17 protein-coding genes and 1 pseudogene are annotated in these 19,371 nt (G+C 69.5%); 6 read left to right on the top strand and 12 right to left on the bottom strand.

The annotated features are described in order from the left end of the window. Positions 1–27 precede the first annotated feature (27 nt). Both ON37_RS20665 and ON37_RS20670 read left to right on the top strand, forming a co-directional pair. Positions 28–1,806: a PH domain-containing protein gene (locus ON37_RS20665; protein WP_083893156.1), complete on the top strand. Its 1,779-nt coding sequence runs from the start codon at positions 28–30 to the stop codon at positions 1,804–1,806. 61 nt (positions 1,807–1,867) lie between these two features. Then, entirely contained in the window at positions 1,868–3,823 is a 1,956-nt protein-coding gene (locus ON37_RS20670; RefSeq protein ID WP_040721573.1) for a GMC family oxidoreductase, read from the top strand. A gap of 6 nt (positions 3,824–3,829) precedes the next feature. Here the strand turns inward: ON37_RS20670 and ON37_RS20675 are convergent, their stop codons facing one another. From ON37_RS20675 to typA, 8 genes are all read right to left on the bottom strand, one after another. Continuing rightward, positions 3,830–4,201, bottom strand: a complete 372-nt coding sequence (locus tag ON37_RS20675) for a DUF742 domain-containing protein (RefSeq protein WP_040721612.1) — start codon at positions 4,199–4,201, stop codon at positions 3,830–3,832. A 94-nt stretch (positions 4,202–4,295) separates the two neighbouring features. Then, positions 4,296–4,685, bottom strand: coding sequence for a roadblock/LC7 domain-containing protein (locus ON37_RS20680; RefSeq protein ID WP_040721574.1), 390 nt, complete (start codon positions 4,683–4,685; stop codon positions 4,296–4,298). Then, entirely contained in the window at positions 4,678–7,176 is a 2,499-nt protein-coding gene (locus ON37_RS20685) for a sensor histidine kinase (protein WP_168441226.1), read from the bottom strand. Before ON37_RS20685 ends, ON37_RS20680 begins: the two co-directional genes overlap by 8 nt. A 251-nt stretch (positions 7,177–7,427) precedes the next feature. Further along, positions 7,428–7,850, bottom strand: a complete 423-nt coding sequence (locus tag ON37_RS20690; RefSeq protein WP_174362128.1) for a hypothetical protein — start codon at positions 7,848–7,850, stop codon at positions 7,428–7,430. A gap of 8 nt (positions 7,851–7,858) precedes the next feature. Beyond that, positions 7,859–8,017 (bottom strand): hypothetical protein, encoded by a 159-nt coding sequence (locus ON37_RS33530; protein ID WP_167669881.1) that lies wholly within the window; start codon positions 8,015–8,017, stop codon positions 7,859–7,861. Positions 8,018–8,079: 62 nt separating this feature from the next. After that, positions 8,080–8,979: an N-acetyl-1-D-myo-inositol-2-amino-2-deoxy-alpha-D-glucopyranoside deacetylase gene (gene mshB / locus ON37_RS20695; protein WP_245553284.1), complete on the bottom strand. Its 900-nt coding sequence runs from the start codon at positions 8,977–8,979 to the stop codon at positions 8,080–8,082. Continuing rightward, entirely contained in the window at positions 8,976–10,694 is a 1,719-nt protein-coding gene (locus ON37_RS20700; protein ID WP_083893162.1) for an ABC transporter family substrate-binding protein, read from the bottom strand. The genes mshB and ON37_RS20700 overlap by 4 nt, the downstream gene beginning before the upstream one ends. Positions 10,695–10,844: 150 nt before the next feature. After that, on the bottom strand, positions 10,845–12,746 hold the full coding sequence (typA, locus tag ON37_RS20705; protein ID WP_040721577.1) for a translational GTPase TypA: 1,902 nt from the start codon (positions 12,744–12,746) through the stop codon (positions 10,845–10,847). A 201-nt stretch (positions 12,747–12,947) separates the two neighbouring features. Between typA and ON37_RS33535 the strand changes: the two genes are divergently transcribed. Beyond that, on the top strand, positions 12,948–13,124 hold the full coding sequence (locus ON37_RS33535) for a hypothetical protein (protein ID WP_085997354.1): 177 nt from the start codon (positions 12,948–12,950) through the stop codon (positions 13,122–13,124). Between the two features lie 28 nt (positions 13,125–13,152). Continuing rightward, positions 13,153–13,446 carry a 4a-hydroxytetrahydrobiopterin dehydratase gene (locus ON37_RS20710; RefSeq protein ID WP_040721578.1) on the top strand — a complete coding sequence of 98 codons (294 nt, stop codon included), beginning with the start codon at positions 13,153–13,155 and terminating at the stop codon, positions 13,444–13,446. On the opposite strand, the gene ON37_RS20715 is transcribed toward ON37_RS20710, so the two are convergent. After that, complete coding sequence (locus ON37_RS20715; RefSeq protein ID WP_245553287.1) at positions 13,437–14,630, bottom strand: mannosyltransferase; 1,194 nt, start codon at positions 14,628–14,630, stop codon at positions 13,437–13,439. The two genes, ON37_RS20710 and ON37_RS20715, sit on opposite strands and share 10 nt — an antisense overlap. A gap of 378 nt (positions 14,631–15,008) precedes the next feature. Here ON37_RS20715 and ON37_RS20720 point away from each other — a divergent pair. Both ON37_RS20720 and ON37_RS20725 read left to right on the top strand, forming a co-directional pair. Then, a pseudogene (locus ON37_RS20720) lies at positions 15,009–15,788 on the top strand (Rv1157c family protein); the annotation flags it as partial. A gap of 337 nt (positions 15,789–16,125) precedes the next feature. Then, the gene (locus ON37_RS20725) at positions 16,126–16,440 is read left to right on the top strand and encodes a hypothetical protein (protein WP_040721616.1); all 315 of its coding nucleotides are present in this window, start codon (positions 16,126–16,128) and stop codon (positions 16,438–16,440) included. A gap of 15 nt (positions 16,441–16,455) precedes the next feature. Here the strand turns inward: ON37_RS20725 and ON37_RS20730 are convergent, their stop codons facing one another. The 3 genes from ON37_RS20730 to ON37_RS20740 all read right to left on the bottom strand — a co-directional run bounded on the left by ON37_RS20730 (position 16,456) and on the right by ON37_RS20740 (position 19,336). Continuing rightward, a complete protein-coding gene (locus ON37_RS20730; protein ID WP_040721580.1) occupies positions 16,456–17,187 on the bottom strand; it encodes a DUF1906 domain-containing protein in 732 nt (243 codons plus the stop codon). A 211-nt stretch (positions 17,188–17,398) separates the two neighbouring features. Beyond that, positions 17,399–18,529, bottom strand: a complete 1,131-nt coding sequence (locus tag ON37_RS20735; RefSeq protein WP_040721581.1) for a hypothetical protein — start codon at positions 18,527–18,529, stop codon at positions 17,399–17,401. A gap of 198 nt (positions 18,530–18,727) precedes the next feature. Then, complete coding sequence (locus ON37_RS20740; RefSeq protein ID WP_051031838.1) at positions 18,728–19,336, bottom strand: CHAP domain-containing protein; 609 nt, start codon at positions 19,334–19,336, stop codon at positions 18,728–18,730. Between the last annotated feature and the right edge of the window lie 35 nt (positions 19,337–19,371).

A 19,371-nucleotide genomic window follows, 5' to 3' on the forward strand; every position in this document is an offset into this window, starting at 1 on the left:
ACCGGCACCGGTCACGATGGGTGCACGATGAGCGGACCCGAGCCCTGGCGGCGGTTGGACAAGCGGATGCTGCTGATCCATCCGGTACGTGAGCTGGTCAGATTCGTTCCGGTCCTGCTCGGCGCGGTCGTCCTCGGCAGCCAGAGCGACAATCCGGCGTGGAGCCCGATCGTCGCCGGGGTGATCGTCGTTTTCGCGCTCACCCGCTGGTTCACCACCGCCTACCGGATCGGGCCGGATAGCGTGCAGCTGCGCCGCGGCCTGCTGCAACGCCGCACCCTGACCGTGCCGCGCTCCCGGATCCGGTCGGTGGATGTGCACGCCGATGTCATGCATCGACTACTCGGCCTGGTGGTGCTCGTCATCGGAACCGGCCGGCATGCCGAGCGCGAGGAACGCTTCCATCTCGACGGCGTCGACGCGCGCCAGGTGCCGGAACTGCGGGCGCTGCTGCTGAAACGAGCCGAGCCCGGCGACACCGATACCGAGGACAGCACCGCCCGGGCGAGCGTTCACGCCGCGGACCACCTGGTCGCCGAATCCGAACGCGGCCGCGAACACCTCGCGCCCGGGCCCCGCCCGTCGCGAACGGCCCGGCGGGCGGCGCTGCGGCGAGCGCTCACCGGCGGGGACGGCGAACCCGAGGCCGGTGTCGAGATCGGGCACTGGCGGCCACAGTGGGTGCGTTATGCGCCGCTGTCGCTGACCGGACTGGCGATCGTCGGGCCGGTGATCGGTCTGGGCGCGAAGGTGGGCGTGGCGGATGTGCTGGTGCGCTCCCATGCGATCCAGGGATTGACCAGGCACAGCGCGGTCTTCATCGCGCTGGCCGTCACCGCGGCCGTGGCGGCGCTGCTGGTGATCGCGGCCATCGCCGCCTGCATCCACTACCTCGGCACATATTTCGGGCTGCGGGTGGTGGACGACGGCGCGGCCCTGCATATCCGCAGCGGCTTGTTCACCACCCGCCGGACCACCCTCGACCTGAGCCGGTTGCGCGGCGCGACCGTGCAGGAACCGTTGTTGCTCCGACTGGCGGGCGGCGCCGAACTCGAGGCCATCATGACCGGCACCAGCCCGCGGCAGAAGCTGCTGCCCCAGGCGCCGCGCACCGCTGTCGACCGCACCCTCGCCGCCCTCCTGATGAGCCCTTCGCGCCGGTCGGGCGCGGCCACCCCCGAGAACGCGCCGCGGTGGGACCAGCTCTGGGGCGACGAGCCGACGGCCGCCGCGCCGGCCCTGGTGACGCTCGACCGGCACGGGCCGCGAGCGCGATGGCGCCGGTACACCCGGGCCTTCGTTCCGGTGTGGGGCGGGCTGGCGGCATTGCTCCTCGTATCGCTGGCGGGACAGCCCGTTCCGATGTGGGCATGGATCGTGCTCGGGGTGTTCGCCGTGGCCTCCGCCGCGCTGGCCCACGACCGCTATCGCGGCCTGGGGCATGCGGTGATTCCGTCGGACGGAGTGCGACCGGTGTGGCTGATCACCCGCCGCGGATCGCTGGATCGCGATCGCGACTGTCTGGAGGCGCCGGGCGTGATCGGCTGGACCGTGCGGCGCAGCTACTTCCAACGCCGAGCCGGGTTGGCGACCGTGGTCGCGGCCAGTGCGGCCGGAAAGAAGAAATACAGCATCGTCGATCTGCCGGTGGAGCGGGCGTGGACGCTGATCGAGCAGGTCACCCCGGGCCTGCTCGGCGAGCGTGGGCCGACCGCGCACGCCGGGACCGATGCGGTCGTCAGCACCGCGTATGTAAGCGATAATTCTGGCGAACAATCAGCCAGCTCCGGCACTTTACGCAATTAAGTAAGCGCCTATTCACACTCCGTGGTACAACACACCCGACGTTGTGAAAGGGTGAGATTTCATGGAACCGACGGCGAGACAGCGCGCCGCGCTGGGCATCATCTGCGATACGTTCACCCCGGGCGACGGGCAGACGCTGCCCTCGGCCACCGAACTCGGTTCCGTGGACACGGTTTTCGAGATTCTGCGCCGCAATCCCCGTGCCGCCGAACGCAAACAGCTCACCACGCTGCTCGACCTCTGGGACATGCGGGTCACCGGCTTTCTGCTGGGTACCCGGGCCCGCCGCTTCTCCACGCTCACCCCGGCCGAACGCGAACAGGTGCTGCTGCGCCTCGGTGATTCCCGGCTTCCGTTGAAGCGCATCCTCTTTCAGGCTCTCAAACAGGCCGCGCTGCTGTCCTACAACGTCACACCCGGCCCGACCGGCAGCCATCCGCTCTGGAAGGCCATCGACTATCCGGGCCCGCCCGGCGCCCTCGCCTCGGCACCGGCGCCGCCGCTACCGGTCGTACGACCCACGGCGGCGACCACCATGAGCTGCGATGTCGTCGTCGTCGGCTCGGGCGCCGGCGGTGGTACCGCTGCCGCGGTACTGGCCGCGGCGGGACTCGACGTGATCGTGCTGGAGCGCGGAAACTATTACGACGACCGCGATTTCGGCCGCGGCGAACTCGACGCCCTGCTCGCGCTGTACGCACCGGGACCACCGGCCACCAGCGAAGGCCAGATCACCCTCGTCGCGGGGACCTGTCTGGGCGGCGGCACGGTCGTCAACTGGAGCACCGCACTGCCCACCCCGGACGATGTGCGTGCCGAATGGGCCGGCCTCGGCGTGCCGCAGTTCGCCGAGGATGAGTACACCGCCGCCCTGCAGGCGGTGACCCGGCGCCTCGGCGTCAACGATCGCCACTCCCCGCTCTCGGCGCGCGACAGTGTGCTCGAGCGTGGCGCCACCGCGTTGGGCTGGGATATCGACACCCTGCCCCGCAATGTCGGCGACGCCTGCGATGCCGGCGTCGAATGCGGCCGGTGCCCCTACGGTTGCCGCGTCGGCGCCAAACAGTCGGTCACCAAGACCTGGCTCGCCGATGCCGCCGCGCACGGCGCCCGCCTCGTGGTCGACGCCGACGTGCGCCGGATCGACGTGAAACACGGTCGCGCCGAAGGCGTTTCGGCGACGAGTTCGACCGGCGCGCCGATCGAGGTACGGGCCCGCGCGGTCGTGGTCGCCGCCGGGGCCGTGCAGACTCCGGCGCTGTTGCGGCGCTCGGGTCTGGCCAACAAGAACATCGGCAGATATCTGCGGCTCCATCCGGCAGCCGCGGTCTTCGGGGTGTTCGACGAGCCGATCCGGCCGTGGGAGGGCGGCATGCAGGCGCGGATCAGCCGCGAGCACCGCGATCTGGACGGCAACGGGTACGGCGTCATCTACGAGACCGGGCCGATCCATCCGGGCATGGGCGTCGGGTTCATGAACTGGCGGGGCGCCGCGGACTACCGCGCGAACCTGCTGGAGCTGCACAAATCGGTGGCGCTGGGGGTGATCACCCGGGACCGCGATCACGGCAGCGTCCGCATCGACAAGGACGGCGAACCGGTGGTCTCGTACCGGCTGTCCGACTACGACCGCCGTCATCTCCACACCGGAATCACCGGAGCCGCACAGATTCTCGAGGCCGCGGGGGCACGGCGCATCTATTCCGGACACCAGGCGGGACCGTCCTACCGGCCCGGCCGCAGCGGATCGCACGCCGAATTCGCGGCCGCCTGCGCCGCCGCCGGCTACGAACCCGGTCAGTGCGCGATGGGCGCGCTGCACATCATGGGCTCGGCGCGCATGGGCGGCACACCCGGCATGTCGGCCGTCGACCCGGACGGCGCGACCTGGGACGTGCCGAATGTCGTCGTTGCCGACGCCTCCTGTTTTCCCACCGCGTCGGGGGTCAACCCGATGGTGTCCATCGAGGCGATCGCCTACATGAACGCGACACGGCTCGCCGCGCGGCTGCGGTGAGCCGGATCAGAGCCCGCGGATACCGTCCAGCAGCGCCCGCAGCAGGCTGACGTCACCGGGGCCGGCCTCGGCCTGGCGCGGCTGCCGGAATTCCAGCCGCCCGTCGTCGATCAGATCACCGACCAGCACCTTGGTCATGGTGAGCGGAAGCGCCAGCCGCGCGGCGACTTCCGCGATCGACTGCGGAGTGCGGCACAGTTCCGCGATCGCCTCGTATTCGGGTTCGTGGCGGTGCAGGGCCGAACCGCGGCCGTTGTCGACCACCAGCGTGAGCATATCCAGCTCCGGCCGGGTGCTGCGGCCCCGGCCGTGCGTGACCGCGTACAGCCGGACCAGCGGTCCGGCTTCGTCGTCGAACCAGGCGTCCCCGTCGTTCACGGCCGCCACCCGAGGCGGCCGGCCGACAGCGACCGATCCGATACCGGCGACGGCGGCGTGCGGACGCCGCGCCGCCCCCGGCTCCGGCCCGGCGTCATCGCCGATCGACCGCCAGATGCGAGCCGACCCGCTGCACGGTCTGATTCATCGCGTAGGCCACCATCCCGAGATCGGCGTTCTCCGCGGCCAGCAGGCCCAGACAGGCGTTGTCACCGGCCGCCGTGATGAACAGCACCGCCCGATCGAGCTCCACCATGGTCTGGCAGACCCCGCCGGCGTCGAAATGATGTCCCGCGCTGCGGGCCAGGCTGTGCAGCGCCGAGGCCATCGCGCAGAACCGCTCGGCATCGGAGGTTTCCAGCTGTGCCGAATTACCCAGCAGCAAGCCGTCGGTGGACAGCAGGACCGCGTAGCGGACGCCGGTGAGACCCTTCACCAGATCATCGAGCAGCCACCCGACATCACTGCGGTTGGCATCAGTCATCTTCGCCCTCGTTCGTGTCGAAAGGTGGTGTCGACGAGCCGGATTCGGCAGCAGGTCGGCGGCCCTGCCGAGTTCCCTGCTCGACGGCGCTGATCAGGTTGCGAGCTTGGTCGGCGGTGCGCCGCCGGACGGAGTTCACGCCGGCGGCGGGCGGCTCGTCACGTCCGGTCGTGCGCATCCGGCGCGGCAGCGGCGGGCGGCCCGCCCCGGCGCGCACCACCGTCGGCGGTGCCGTGACCGGAGCGCCGAACACGCCCGTCGCCGGCGCGTTCGCAGCCCGCTGATCCGACGCCGAGGTGAACCATGCCGAACGGCGTGGACCGTCCTCGGGGTCGGCCGGCGCGGCGGGTTCCGGTCCGGCGGGATGCTTCTCGGGGCTCACATCGGCAGCGGGCGTCGAGCTCTCCGCCGCCCGTTCCACCGGGCCGAGCACCGCGAATTCACCGGTCGCGGGACCCGGTTCGTCGAACTCGATCCCGCCCTCACCGGCGTCGAGCACGCGAGTGCCGATCAGCACCACGGCACGCACCCCGCCGTACGCCGATTCCCGCAGCTTCACCGAAATGCCGTGGCGATTCGCCAATTTCGCGACGACGAACAATCCCAGCCTGGTGTCGGAGGACAGCGCCGCGACACTGAATTCCGGTGGGCGAGCGAGCATCTCGTTACGGCGATCGAGCTCGTCGGCGGACATTCCGAGGCCCTGGTCGACGACCTCCACCGCTACTCCGCGACCCACCACCGACGCATGGACCTCCACCCGGGCCTGCGGCGGTGAATACGAGGTGGCGTTGTCCATCAACTCGGCCAGCAGGTGGATCAGGTCGGCGACCGCCGTACCGCTGACCCGCGTGCGGGGAATGCGGCCGATCCGAATTCTGGTGTAGTCCAGGCTCTCCGCGACCGCGCCGCGGATCACCTCGATCAGCGGCACCGGATGCCGCCAGCGGCGACCGGGCTGCTTGCCGCCCAGGATGATCAGATTCTCGGCATTGCGCCGCGCCCGGGTCGCCAGATGGTCCAGCTGGAACAGCAACTCGAGCTGATCGGCGTTCTCCTCGCGCCGCTCGGCCTGATCCAGCAGCGCCAGCTGGCGATGAACCAGCGCCTGGCTGCGGTGGGCGATGTCGAGGAAGATCGTGTTGATACCGGCGCGGGTATTCGACTCCGCGACGGCGGCCGATACCGCGGCCACCTGTGCTCGGTTGAAGGCCTGCGCGACCTGACCGAGTTCATCGGTTCCGAAGTCGAGCCGGGACACCTCGCTCACCGCGTCCACCGCCTCGCCCGCCGACACTCGGCGCATGATGTCGGGCAGCCGCTCGTCGGCCAGCTCCAGGGTGTCGCGACGCAGGCGACGCATCCGGCCGATGAATCGATTCGCCAGCACCAGGGCCGCGAGAAACGCCAGCACCGAGATCACCAGGACCGCTCCGCCACCGAACAGCGATCCGACCGCGGTGCGATCACCCTCCGACCGGGCCGCGGCGTGCGCGTCCCGGCTCTTGTCCTGCCACAGCTGCAGCAGTTCGGAGCCGACCTGGGCGGAACTGTCCCGCCAGGCCTGCATCGTCATCGGCAGGGCCGGCTGCACCGCGTCCCGCGTGGTGTGCGCGCGCCCGGAATCACTTGTCCGGCTGGATGATTCGGTATCCGCCTCGGCTGGAACGAGACCCCGGGCGGCGATCGCGTCGGCCATCTCGTTGACCTGCCCCCAGGGTCCGCTGTGCACGATCGCGTCGAGCTGCGCCGCACGCTCCCCTTTCAGCACCGTCTGCGCATAGCCGACATGGCCGCGGAACTCACCCAGGTAGTCGGTGAACCGGGTCCGCTGCGCGGGCGTGGACGCCCCGGTCGTCAACGCCAGTTCGCCGACCGCGACGGCCTTGGAGAGGGCCTCCGACGCCCGCAGCACCTCCACGGCGTAGCCGAGTTGTACGGCGATTCCGGCATTCGGCGCCAGCCGCGCGGCGAGCATCGAGGCATCCACGATCGCCGCGATGAACGTGCTGAACAGGCCGAAGGCCTGTTCCGGCGGCGCCTGACCGGAGTCGATGCCGCGGCGCACCAGCGGTAGTTGCGCCAGCAGTTGGCCGTAGGCGGCGATATCGGCTCCGGACCCGTCCTGATTCATCTTCTGCGCCTCGTCGCCTTTGGCGGTGAGCGCGGCCAGGGCCTCGTCTGAGCGTTGCCGGGCCGCCACCAACCGGTCCGCGGCGGTGGGGTCGCCCGCCAGCTGCAGCATCGACAGCCGGCGTTCCTCGCCGAAGGTCGTCATGATCGCGGCGGCGGGTTCGGCGGTGCTGGACGCCAATTCGGCCCAGTCGCGGGCATCGCGGCCCGACCGCACCAGATATCCGGCCGCACCCACGCCGGTGGCGAGCAGCGTGATACTCGAGATCAGCACGATCGCCAGCAGGCGCACCCGCACGCTGACCCGGCCGCGCACCCCGCGACTGACCAGACCGAACCAGCGCGAACGACTTTTCACAGGCAGACCAGGAAGCTTCGACCACTCAACCACGGAAGATCTTCCTGTTGTCGGGCAGCGCCCGCGCGCATTCGGACATCGGCGCACCCGAGCCAACCGGCCAGCTGAGCAACCGGCCCCCACTTCCTCACCGCACCGCCCGAAGACGGCAGAACCACAGATAACGCTGAGAGACTAACCGACCCTCGGAAGCGCTACAGCCGATCGCGGAGATCCGTTGCCGGACAGAGGTTTCCAGCACACGCGCCGGCTCAGCGCGCGGCGGCGACCTCCTTCGGCCGCAGGAACGCCTGCCAGAACAGGTAGAAACCAACCGGCACGATGCCGCAGGCCAGCAGCAGCGGCGACGTCCAGGTGTCGGTCAGCAGCACATCGCCACCGGGACCGGTGGTCGAGCAGATCAGGAAACCGAACAGCCAGCCGATCACCGGCAGCCCCATCGCCGCCGGACGCGTCGCCACCGCGCGCATCCCCATCACCAGGGCGACGTTCACCACCGCCGCGACCGGCGCCGCGATCGGGAACGGCGTGGCGCCCAGGTACAGCGGCAGGTACAGCACCTCGAGCAGTACCGACAGAAACCCGTCGAAGACCAGCACCGCCGCCAGCAACCCGCCCAGCACCGGCCAGACATACCTCGATCCACCGGGCTCCGTCGTCGCCCGGCTGGTCACCGCAGTTGTCACGGTACCGGCGGGAAGCCGAGCAGGGTCAACAGATGACTCTGCAGATCGACGAAACCGTAGAGCACCGACAGGTACAGATCGTGCTGCGCCTGCCAGTTCGGCTTCTGGCTCTCGACGAACGCGACGATGGCGTCCTGCAGGCTCCAGTTGTACATGCGAGCAGTCTAAGCCGACCGGTCCGCGATGCGACCAGCCCGCGTGCCCGATCCGTCGGCGCTCAGGCCAGTCCGGCGAACAGATCGTCCTCGCGGCCGTCGGGACCGACCGGACCGAGCCGACCACGGACCAGCACATAGTGTTCCTCGGGCAGCACCGGCTGGGCGATATTGTTCGACAGCGCGAATTCGCGGCCCGACGGGGCGAGCGTGACCTGAGTGGCATGCGCGCGCAGCGCCGCTCGTTTCGCGGCCAGCACCTCCGACACGTCGACGGTGGTGGTCACGGTATCGCTCGAGACGCAGGCCAGCTCACCGGTCGCGGGCAGCCGCCACCCCCGCGGCAGCGCACCGGGCAGCCGATCGACGGTCCGGCGGGCCAGCGCCTCGGTATGCCGGCGCAGCACGTCGGCATCGGTGACGGTCCAGTAGAGCTTCGGTGTGTCCCAACCCTTTTCGGCCGCTGCCGCCACTGCGTCCATGGTCACCCGATGGGCGCGCAGATGGTCCGGATGCCCGTACCCGCCGCGCGGGTCGTAGCCGACCACCACCCGCGGGCGCAGTCGCAGCAGCACCTCGGTCAGTTCCGCCACCGCCGCCGGACCGGAATCGACGAAGGCCCGCGGGTGGGTCGGAACCATGGGCTTCGGATCGGCGGTCGTGCCCGTCATCCCCGAATCACGCCAGCGACCCGCGCCGCCGAGGAAATACGGCGCGTCGACGCCGAGCGCGGCCAGCGCCGCGGTCAGCTCCCCGATCCGGTAACCGCCCAGCTGATCGGCGTGGGCGCTGGTCAGTTGCGCCCAGCGGTCCCCGATCACCTCGCCCTCCTCGCCGAGCGTGCAGGTCACCACCGTCACCGGGTAACCGCGGCGGCGATAGTGCGCGATGGTGCCGCCGGTGGTGATGGTCTCGTCGTCCGGATGGGCGTGCACCAGAACCAGGCCGCCGGTTTCGGTCACGACAGCCGCCGCCAGGTCGCGGCGCCGCCGAAGATCCCCACCTGGATCGATCCGCTCAGCGACACACCGTCCATCCGGGAACTGGCCGCGGCCACCCCGGTGTCCTGCACGATCGGCAGCACGGTCGCCAACTCCCACAGCCGGGGCTCGGCGTCGCCGATCGCCTTCGGCACGTCGACGCCACGCAGTGCCGCATCGATCTGTGGTTGCAGTGCGGGGTCGCACACACCGGACACATTGCCGGGCGCCTTGCGGACGGCATCGGCCTGCGACGTATCCTCCTGCCCCGGCACGGCCACCGGCGGGCAGCCGTAGCGCGAGGCCAAAATCGTCGCCGGATCCTCGCCGGCCCGCTCCCAGCCGACCACGGCGTCGATCGTGCCGTCGGACAGATCCTTGCCGTACAGCTCGTCGGCGGGCAGGCTGCGGACCGAGGCGTCGATCCCGGCGCTCCGCAACTGGTCGGCGGCGGTATTCGCGACCGCCAGCGTGGTCGGATCCTTGTCCACGGCACCGATCCGGATCGTCAGGGTGCGGCCGTTCTTGGCCACCGGACGCGGTTGCGGCGCGGGCGATGTCGTGGAGTTGCCAGCCGTCGGGGTTTCCGGCGCCCGGCCGAATCCGGCCTCGCCGAGCAATCCGAACGCCTGATCGGCAGCCATCCGCGGTGGCGCGGTCGGCACATAACCCGGATCCGAAGGGGCGAGAACCTGGGCCCGCACCGGCTCCACCCACGCGCCGGTCTCGGCGCCGACCGAGGCCAGCAGCGCCGGATCCAGCAGCCCCAGCACGGCGTGCCGCACCCGCGGATCGGCCAGATCGCCGGTGCGCCCGTTCAACACCAGCTGCATCTCCCGGGCCTGCGGCATGATCGCGGTCCGCACCGCGGGGATCGCGGCCAGCTGCGCCTGCGTCGCGACACCGCCGTGGACGAGCGCCATCTGCGCGTCCCCCGCGCGCAGCGATTCGGCCAGCTGCGCCGCGGTCCCGCCGCGCCGCAACAGAATCTGATCGGGCACCGCCGGTGTGCCCCAGTAGCGATCGTTGCGTTCGAGCAGAATCTCCTCGCGCCCCGCATCGGCCTGCTTGACCCGGAACTGCCCGCCGGAGATCGGGTTCTGATCGATCAGGCCGCGCTCCACGGCGAGCGCCTTCTGGAATCCGCCCGGTGAATCCTTGAGCAGATGCGAGGGCAGCAGATCCGAAAACAGTTGCCGCCACGCGGGATACGGCTGACTCATCGTCACCGTCACCGTCTTGCCGCCCTCCGAGGAGGCCACATCCGAGATCAACCGATAGCCGGCCGGATCCACCGCCCCGGGCTGACTGATCATCTGCTGCCACAGGTACCGGAAATCCTCGGCGGCGATCGGCGCACCGTCGGACCACGACGCCTGATTCTGGATCTTGTAGGTGACGGTGAACGGTTCGGGCGCGGTCACGTCGGCCGAGACCATCAGCGCGTTGTCCGGCACCCAATCGGTCCCACCGGGCACCGTCGGCGAGGGCACCGGCCGGAATGGGCTCGGAAACACCATGGACGCAACGGCATTGGTGGCCGGGGACTGATTCGACCGCAGGTGCGGATTGAAGCCGATCCCGATGTCGTCGACCGCCACCACGACGGTCGATTTGGTCGGCTTGGCCGGCGTCGTCTTCGGACTGTCGGTGCTCTCGATCGGCGGCGGCGGATTCGCGGTGCAGGCGGTGAGCATGCCCACCGCCAGCACCAGCAACAGAACCGCCACCCGCCCTACGGCGCGGCTACCTACTCCCGACTTCACGATCGGAAACCTTAGCGGTGGGAGCGGCGGCCCGGAGACGGCAGCGTGCGGAACCGCGCCGGGCCGCCGGAATCCACAGCCTCAGGCGCCCTGCGCCGCGCGATCGCGGGCCTTGCGCCGCGACGCCTCCCGGCCACGCTCGGTGGCGCTCAGGATCACCTTGCGCACCCGGACGATCTCCGGGGTCACCTCGACGCATTCGTCGGCGGCGCAGAACTCCATCGCGCCCTCGAGGTCGAGCTGCAGCGGCTTGGCCAGGGTTTCCAGCACGTCGCCGGTGGCCGAGCGCATATTGGTCAGCTTCTTCTCCCGGGTGACGTTGATATCGAGATCCTCCGCACGCGGGTTGATGCCCACCACGTGTCCCTCGTAGGTGTCCGCACCCGGCTCGACGAAGAACTGACCGCGGTCGGCGAGCTGGATCATGGCGTACGGCGTCACGGTGCCGGCCCGGTCGGAGACCAGCGACCCGGTGTGCCGGGCGCGGATCTCACCGGCCCAGGGGGCGTATCCGTTGAAGACCGCGTTGGCGATACCGGTGCCGCGGGTCTCGGTGAGGAAGTCGGTGCGGAAGCCGATCAGGCCGCGCGAGGGAACGATGAACTCCATCCGCACCCACCCGGCGGCATGGTTGCTCATCTGCACCATCTTGCCCTTGCGGGCGGCCAGCAGCTGGGTGATCGCGCCGAGGAACTCCTCCGGGCAGTCGATGGTCAGCTCTTCGTAGGGCTCGTGGATCTTGCCGTCCACGGTCTTGGTCACCACCTGCGGCTTACCGACGGTGAGCTCGAAGCCCTCCCGGCGCATGGTCTCGACCAGGATGGCCAGCGCCAGCTCGCCACGGCCCTGGACCTCCCAGGCATCCGGACGGCCGATGTCGAGCACCCGCAGCGACACGTTGCCGACCAGTTCCTGATCCAGGCGCGCCTTCACCATGCGCGCGGTCAGCTTGTGGCCCTGCACCCGGCCGACCAGCGGCGAGGTGTTGGTGCCGATCGTCACCGAGATGGCCGGCTCGTCGACGGTGATCCGCGGCAGCGCCACCGGGTTGTCGACGTCGGCGAGGGTATCGCCGATCATGATCTCCGGGATGCCGGCGACGGCGACGATGTCACCCGCGACCGCTTCCTCACCCGGCTTGCGCTCGACGCCGACGGTCTGCAGCAGCTCGGTGATCTTGACGGTCTTGGTGCCCTCGGCGCTCAGCCAGGCGACGTTCTGGCCCTTGCGCAGGGTGCCGTTGTGAATGCGGACCAGACCGATCCGGCCGAGGAACGGGGAGGCGTCGAGGTTGGTCACATGCGCCTGCAGCGGCTTGCTCGCATCCCCCTTCGGCGCGGGCACGTACTTCAGCAGCACGTCGAACAGCTCGTCCAGATTCTCGGCGTCGGGCGCGCTGCCGTTCTCGGGGCGCTTCGTGGAGGCCTTGCCCTCCCGGCCGGAGGCGTAGAGCACCGGCAGGTCCAGGGCCAGCTCGGCCGCCTCGGACGCCTCGTCGTCGAGATCGGACGCCAGATCCAGCAGCAGATCGTGGCTCTCCTCCACGACCTCCTCGATCCGGGCGTCCGGACGGTCGGTCTTGTTCACCACCAGAATCACCGGCAGCGAGGCGGCCAGCGCCTTGCGCAGCACGAACCGGGTCTGCGGCAGCGGGCCCTCGGAGGCGTCGACCAGCAGCACCACGCCGTCGACCATCGACAGGCCACGCTCGACCTCACCACCGAAATCGGCGTGGCCGGGGGTGTCGATGACATTGATGACGGTGACGCTGCCGTCGGCGTGATGGCGATGCACCGCGGTGTTCTTCGCGAGAATGGTGATGCCCTTCTCGCGCTCCAGATCACCGGAGTCCATCACCCGGTCGACCGGCTCGGCCCGCTCGGCGAACGCGCCGGACTGCCGCAACATGGCATCGACCAGCGTCGTCTTGCCGTGGTCGACATGAGCCACAATGGCGACATTGCGGAACTCGACAGACGACACGTTGAATCCTCCTGCTGAATGAAAGGGTGGCGGCCGACCCGCGCCGTAGCGGATCCGAACAAGACGGGTGGACTCCGAGACTCACCGGGCATGCGGCCAGGTACACAGTACCGAAACCCGGCCGGCGGCCGTTGTCGGCATCGGATTCGTCCCGGGTGCTCCGGGTCTGCCACTCCCGGTCCGACCCCTTAGGCTGGGGTCATGGGCAAGGTGAAGGCCAAGGAGGTCGCACACCTCAAACCGAAGAAGAAGTGCTGCCGCAAGAAGAAGCGCTGCCTGAAATGCCCTGTCGTGATAGCGAAAATGCAGAAATGCCAGGCCGCCGGGGTCAAGGGCAAAGATCTCAAAAAGGCTCTCAAACACGCGCGTGCGGCCTGAGCCGCCTCGGCTGGGGTAGAACCGAGGTATGAGTACCCCACTGCTCTCCGATGACGAGATCGCCGCTGGGTTGCGCGAACTGCCCGGCTGGACCCGCACCGGCGCCAGTATCTCCCGTACCGTCGAAGCCCCGTCCTTCCTGGCCGGGATCGATCTGGTGCGACGGGTCGCCGATTCGGCCGAGAAGGTCAACCACCATCCCGATATCGATATTCGGTGGCGCCGGGTGACCTTCACCCTGTCCACCCATTCCGAAGGCGGTATCACCCGCAAGGATCTGGCGCTGGCCGGCCAGATCGACCGCCTCGCCGATCAGAGCTGACCGGCGCCCACCGAACCCGGCGCGGGCGCCGGTTCCGTCGTGCCCGCACGCTCCCGGCGCGACCCCGCCCGGATGATCCACAGATACGTCACCACCACGCCGAAGACGTAGATCGCACCGAGCCAGGCCAGCCCGCCGGGCCGGGAGATCTCCCAGATCGTCGGCTGGAAAAAGGTCAGCACCCACGGAATTCCGACGATCGTGGTCACCAGCCAGAACCCGGCCACCACCCGGGCGCCCGCGACCGACCGCAACGGCCCGTACAGCAGCCACATCATCAGCGGCAGCAGCCAGACCCAATGATGCGACCAGGAAATCGGCGAGACCATCAACCCGAACAGCTGCACCACCAGCAGCACACCCAGCCGGTCGTCGAAACCCACCGCGCGCCAAGCGAACCAGGCCAGCACCACCGTGATCGCCACCGCCGCCAGCCACCACGGCCCGAACGGGATCCGGTGCCCGGCCACATACCAGGGCGCCCCCGCATCGTGGCCGAGGATCCGGCTCAGCGCGCCACGTAACGACTGATTGACCACCGACCCCACCGGGCCGATGCGGTTCGCGTCCCCCAGCAGCGGCCCGAAATAGGTTCGTGTCTCCGCTGACGACAGCGCACAGGACACTCCGACCGTCGCACCGAACACCACCGCCGACCACACCGCGCTCGCCCACCGCCGCTGCGCGAGGAAATAGAGCCCGGTCACCCCGGGCGTCAGTTTCACCCCGGCCGCCACCCCGACCAGCAGGCCCGACAGCCACCAGCGCGTCGAATACACCGCCGCCAGCCCCGCCAACATCAGAAAGACATTGACCTGCCCGTAATCGAGGGTGGTCCGGGTGGGCTCCAGCCACAGCCCGACCGCCGTCCAGATCATCGCCGCCGCACGCCATCTCGGCTCGGCCGCGGCCGCGCCGAACAGCAGTGCCAGGGTGATCCGCACGCACGCGTACAGCGCCACCACGATCAACCCGAACCACAGCAGCGTCACCAACCCGAACGGCAGCCAGTGCAGCGGATAGAACACCACCGCGGCGAACGGCGGATACGTGAACGGCAGCGGGAAATCCGGTGTCTTGTCGGCGTAGACGAAGTCGTAGAGATGCCCGCTGCCGAGATTGGCCGCCCCCTCGACATAGACCCGCAGGTCGACCACGTCGAGCCCGTGCGGAAGAACGAGCATGAGAACCAGCCGGGCCAGCACCGATACGGCCAGGACGGCCCCTGCCACGCGGAGGTCGGCCAAACGGAGGTGTCGGGTCACGGGCTGTCATTCTGCCTGCGCTTCGCTCCGGCGAGTCCGGGCCCCTCGGGCAATCGGCGAGCGTCGCGCGCGGATAACAAACGCATCACTGTTCACTTGCGTTACAGCGCGATGCGGTTATGTTCTGATAACTCGCCGGGCGTGGTGATCGGAATTCTCGAGCAGTGCGGGCAAGATCACCCCACGGCTGTACAACACGGCGGCACTGTCTTTAGAGTGTCGCGAAGCGATGCCCGCATCGCCCGATGTTCTCGCATCGATGACGAGGTAACCCCGAGGTTAAGGACGGCAACACCAGTGCTTCGCACCAGAGGAACGCGGTTCGCATTGTCCGTGCTGGCCCTGACAGCCGGCGCGACACTCGCCGCGTCGACGACCGCGGTTGCCGAACCGGCACCCAAGCCCTCGGCGGCCGATGTTCCGCTGGTTCCGGAGGGCGTTCCGGTCGACGCGATCGCGTCGCTGGCACCGGCCATCGTCGGCGCCGCCGCCCAGGCGGGCAATATCGCCTCGCCGGGCGCTCAGACCATCCTCGACCAGGCCATCCAACTGCTCGACCGCGCGGGCCTGCCGCCGCAGGTGAAGCAGACGCTGCAGGCCATCGTCGCCTTCCTCGACGGCAGCGGCGGCGGCGGTCCCGACATCCCGAAGAACGGTCCGGCGATCGCGCAGTTCCTGTACCCGACCATCGGGAAGAACTGCATCGGCCCGGGCGCCGACTCGGTCGGCACCGCACTGGCCGTCCCCGGCCCGGCCGAACTGCCCCCGCCCGGCCCGGCCGCCGGGCAGGCCGGCTTCGTCTTCACCGCGCTGGGCACCAAAGGCCTGACCCCGCAGCAGAACCCGCCGATGACCGTGCAGTGGTACAACCTGGACAACCACCGCGGCGGCACCGTGGCACTGACCGACGAGGCGCACATCAACCCCGACGGTCCGGCCACCCTCTCGGCCATCGTCGACACCGGCCCGGGCCGCGTGGTCTCCGTGATCGCCGGGTCGCTCACGACCCAGCCGGCCGCCGATCAGGCCCCGATCACCTGCTCGTTCCTGCCCACCCTGGGTCTGTTCACGGTCGCTCCCGGCGACTCGCAGGCGGCGGCCCATGTCGCGCCGGAGCCCGCCGCGGTCCCGGCCGCACACGTCGCACCGCAGGCCCCCGCCGGCGCCGCCACCCAGCCCGCCGCGGTGGCACAACCGCAGCACTGATCCCCACGGCGGCCGTCACCGGCCACCGATTTCGGCCCGGAGTTCGCGAACGCGACACTCCGGGCCGTTTGCCGTCAATGTGCCGTGGCAGCCGCACGACTGTGGTAGACCGCTAGGTATGTCGACTGTCGATCAGCTCGAACGGTCTGCACCACTCGCTCCGGACACCGGCGTCTCCGCCCGGCGCGGACGATCACGCCGCTCGGTGATGTCGCGACGGTCCTATCGTTCGGTCCTGTCCACGCGATCCCATCGCTCGATCCTGTCGATCCGTTCCGAGCGCTCGATCCTCTCGATCGGTTCGGCCTACTCCATCCTCTCCATCGGCAGCGTCGGATCGGTGCTGTCGGTGGGATCGGCCGGATCGTTCTTCAGCCTCGGTTCCGCGTTCTCCGGCCTGTCGCGGTGGTCGCTGCTGTCGTGGATGGGCGTGCGCGACGCCCCGGAGGCGCGGCCCAGGCTCACGGTCGTGCCGGACGAGCCCGACCTGCTCGCCGACCCGACCTGCCACTGCCAGACATAGGTCGAGGGCCGCGGCTCACCACTGGCCGTATTCGGGGGTAAGGATGGTGTTGACGTCCACCCCCACACCGTCGACCGAGCGCTCGTCGATCTCGATCTGGTGCAGATTCGCGGCCGGGTGCACGAATCCCTTGGGCGTGCCCCAATTGTGTTGCCAATACCAGGAACCCAGGCCGGCCACGTGGGCCAGTTCGATGGTCGGCGCGTTGGCGTAGACCCCGACGTTCTCGTTGCCGAGCACCGACTTCCAGCCCTCCAGATACGGGGCGATCAGCGTCGCGAAGTCCACCGGCGTCGGATTGTCGTCGATCGACGCGTAGATCGGGACACCGTCCGGACCGCCCGCCTCCCGGTGCAGCTGCAGTCCCCGGTCGGCGTGGCGCTTGCCGGCTTCGAGCCCGCCTTTCCAGTCCGCGGTGGCACCCTTGCCGAACTGGTAGCACGACACCACCGTGAGCCCGGCGGCGTGCAGCGCGTCGACCTCACTCGCGCGCAACGGTTTTCCCGCCATCCACTCCGCGCCGGGACGGCGGTCGGAGACGTAGCGAATCGCGCCGGCATGGCCGGCCGCACGGATCGCCGCGGCGTCGGGCACGCCGCCGGCGTAGTCGAGCAGAGTGCCGAGGCCCTTGTCGGCGACCGCGCGGGGCGCGACGGCCGCCGGGGCGACTGCGGCCAGACCGGCGGCCGTCACGGCGGCGCCGGCATATCCGAAGAGGGTGCGGCGGGACATCGGAACGGAACGCATCGAAAACTCCTTCGCGCTACAGCGATATAGAGATCTCACCTGCTGCCGGCCACCCCGCGGACCGGTGGAAATGCCAGCTTGCCCGGCGCGCCTTCCCCGACGACAACGCCTGTCATCCACGCGCCGGAAGCCTCGAACGTGGACTCATTTCACCACACCCACATGTGAACCGCTAGACCAACCACGTCACATGAACACCAGAGGTAACAGGTCAGGAGATGGCCGCGTCGATGCGGGCGGCCACGTCGATCGTGCGGCCGCGCGGATCGGCCAGTTCACCACGGATCACCTGGGCGACCTGCGCGGCGATCTGCTGCCGAATCTTGCCGACCGATCCCAGCACCTTGGCCCGCCACCCTTCGGCCTGCAGTTCGACGCTGACATCACCGCTGCGTGGTGGCGTCACGTCGACGACGATCAGCAGCGGGTCGGCGGCACGGGCCACCAGCACGAGCGATACCTCCACCTCGGCGCGGTAGCGATTGGCCTTGAGCACGTCGACGGTGATGTCGAGACCCACCGGGATCATCAGATCGAACGACACCGGGGCATCGCCCGTCCGCCGCGACAACCGGGGCATCCGCACGGTTCCGGACACCTCGACGGTCGCCGCATCGCCCGGGCCGGTACGGATCGGGCCCACCTCGATCACGCGCCCGGCCAACCCCTCGACCACGTCGCGCACCCGGTCGGCGGTCACGATCAACGGGAAGAACCGCCGCCCGAACTCGCCATAGTCGATCCACTCGAATTCCGCGCGCGCCACATGCTCGGACCGGGTCCCGTTCATGATCGCCTCGATATCGAAGACCCGGCCGCGCCGGGCCGCCGGATCGGCGAGCATGGCGTTGAGCCGGCTCGCGACCTCGCGCCGAACCAGCGAGGCGATCGGGTCGAGCAGGACGTCGACCGCCGCACCGACGGCCTCGGCCCGGACCGCGAAACTCACGTCCCGCGAACGCACCCGGGGGATGTCGATCACGATCAGCAGCGGGTCGGCGGTGCGCGCGTGCAAGGTCAGGTCGATCTCGACGGTCGCTTCGATCCGAAACTGCTGACCACCCAGAGTCACCGTGAGGTGCATCGATACCGGCACCCGGACCTCGAAGGTCACGTGCGGTTCGCTGCGGGCGATGACCGGCTTGCCGACCTTGCCCTCGGCCACCAGGCCGGCCAGGCCGGCCGGACCGATCGAGAACGGCCCGATACTCATTCCCCGCCCGGCCATACCCGACACCGCGGCCTCGATCCGGTCGCGATTGACCGCGTGTACGACGAAGCGTTCGCCGAACTCGGAGTAGTCGATCCATTCGGTTCCGTCGTGCGCGCCGGGCTGTGCCATGTACTCCCACTCCTCGCCAACGATCACCTACACACGCGATCACCTACACACGCAGATCCCCGTCCTGCGGATGAGGGGACAGCAGGACGGGGACCGCAGACGACGGCGCTGCCGGGCGCCGCCGGGTACATCGTAGGGTCCGGCGTCGCGACACCTCCCCCACCGAATCGTGGTCGCCCACCACTGGACGAAAACGTTTCACATGTGGCCGAACCCGACGATACCGCTGATCGTTGCCGGGTCGTAGCGGTGAATTCGCACGGCGCCGCGCTCGTTCCCGCCGATCGTCGTCAGCGAACGGTCGCTCGCGGCGATGACGAAGTTGGTGTGCTGACCGAACGGACTGCCCGGCGCGTAGATCACGACATCACCGGGGCGCGGCCGGTATCCGGAGTCCACCGCCGCGAATCGCCCGCTCACTTCGTAATACTCCTGCAGGGTCGCCACGCCGGGAATTCGCCACGATCCGGAATTCGGATTCGACAGCGGGTGCCCGGCTTCGCGCAGCACCCAGCTCACGAAATCGGCGCACCATGGCTCATCCACGCCCTGTGCGTATTTGTGCCCGTTGCCGGGATCCGCATATTCGGTGCGCAATACCGTGACGACGCGGTCCCGAGCCGGATCGAGCTCGGCCGCATCGACGTCCGGGAAGGCCTCGAGCCGCTCCCCGGCGATCGCCGCGGTCCGATCCCGCCACCACGGCAGCCCGACCACCACCCCCGCCGCGAGCACGCCGACCACCACCAGGGCCACCGGCAACAACCAGCGCGTCCACCGGACGTCCCGCCCCTGCGCGACACCCATGAATTCCTCCGTCCCCGACCGGTTGTCGGCCTCCC

Source organism: Nocardia veterana NBRC 100344 (genome assembly GCF_000308855.1).
GTDB lineage: Bacteria > Actinomycetota > Actinomycetes > Mycobacteriales > Mycobacteriaceae > Nocardia > Nocardia veterana.

Coding starts and splice junctions, on each gene's coding strand:
- ON37_RS33535 (WP_085997354.1), top strand. CDS start 12,948: ATGGGCAAGGTGAAGGCCAAGGAGGTCGCACACCTCAAACCGAAGAAG.
- ON37_RS20735 (WP_040721581.1), bottom strand. CDS start 18,529: ATGGCACAGCCCGGCGCGCACGACGGAACCGAATGGATCGACTACTCC.
- ON37_RS20670 (WP_040721573.1), top strand. CDS start 1,868: ATGGAACCGACGGCGAGACAGCGCGCCGCGCTGGGCATCATCTGCGAT.
- ON37_RS20715 (WP_245553287.1), bottom strand. CDS start 14,630: ATGCTCGTTCTTCCGCACGGGCTCGACGTGGTCGACCTGCGGGTCTAT.
- ON37_RS20730 (WP_040721580.1), bottom strand. CDS start 17,187: ATGCGTTCCGTTCCGATGTCCCGCCGCACCCTCTTCGGATATGCCGGC.
- ON37_RS20725 (WP_040721616.1), top strand. CDS start 16,126: ATGTCGCGACGGTCCTATCGTTCGGTCCTGTCCACGCGATCCCATCGC.
- ON37_RS20740 (WP_051031838.1), bottom strand. CDS start 19,336: ATGGGTGTCGCGCAGGGGCGGGACGTCCGGTGGACGCGCTGGTTGTTG.
- ON37_RS33530 (WP_167669881.1), bottom strand. CDS start 8,017: ATGTACAACTGGAGCCTGCAGGACGCCATCGTCGCGTTCGTCGAGAGC.
- ON37_RS20710 (WP_040721578.1), top strand. CDS start 13,153: ATGAGTACCCCACTGCTCTCCGATGACGAGATCGCCGCTGGGTTGCGC.
- ON37_RS20680 (WP_040721574.1), bottom strand. CDS start 4,685: ATGACTGATGCCAACCGCAGTGATGTCGGGTGGCTGCTCGATGATCTG.
- ON37_RS20665 (WP_083893156.1), top strand. CDS start 28: ATGAGCGGACCCGAGCCCTGGCGGCGGTTGGACAAGCGGATGCTGCTG.
- ON37_RS20700 (WP_083893162.1), bottom strand. CDS start 10,694: ATGCTCACCGCCTGCACCGCGAATCCGCCGCCGCCGATCGAGAGCACC.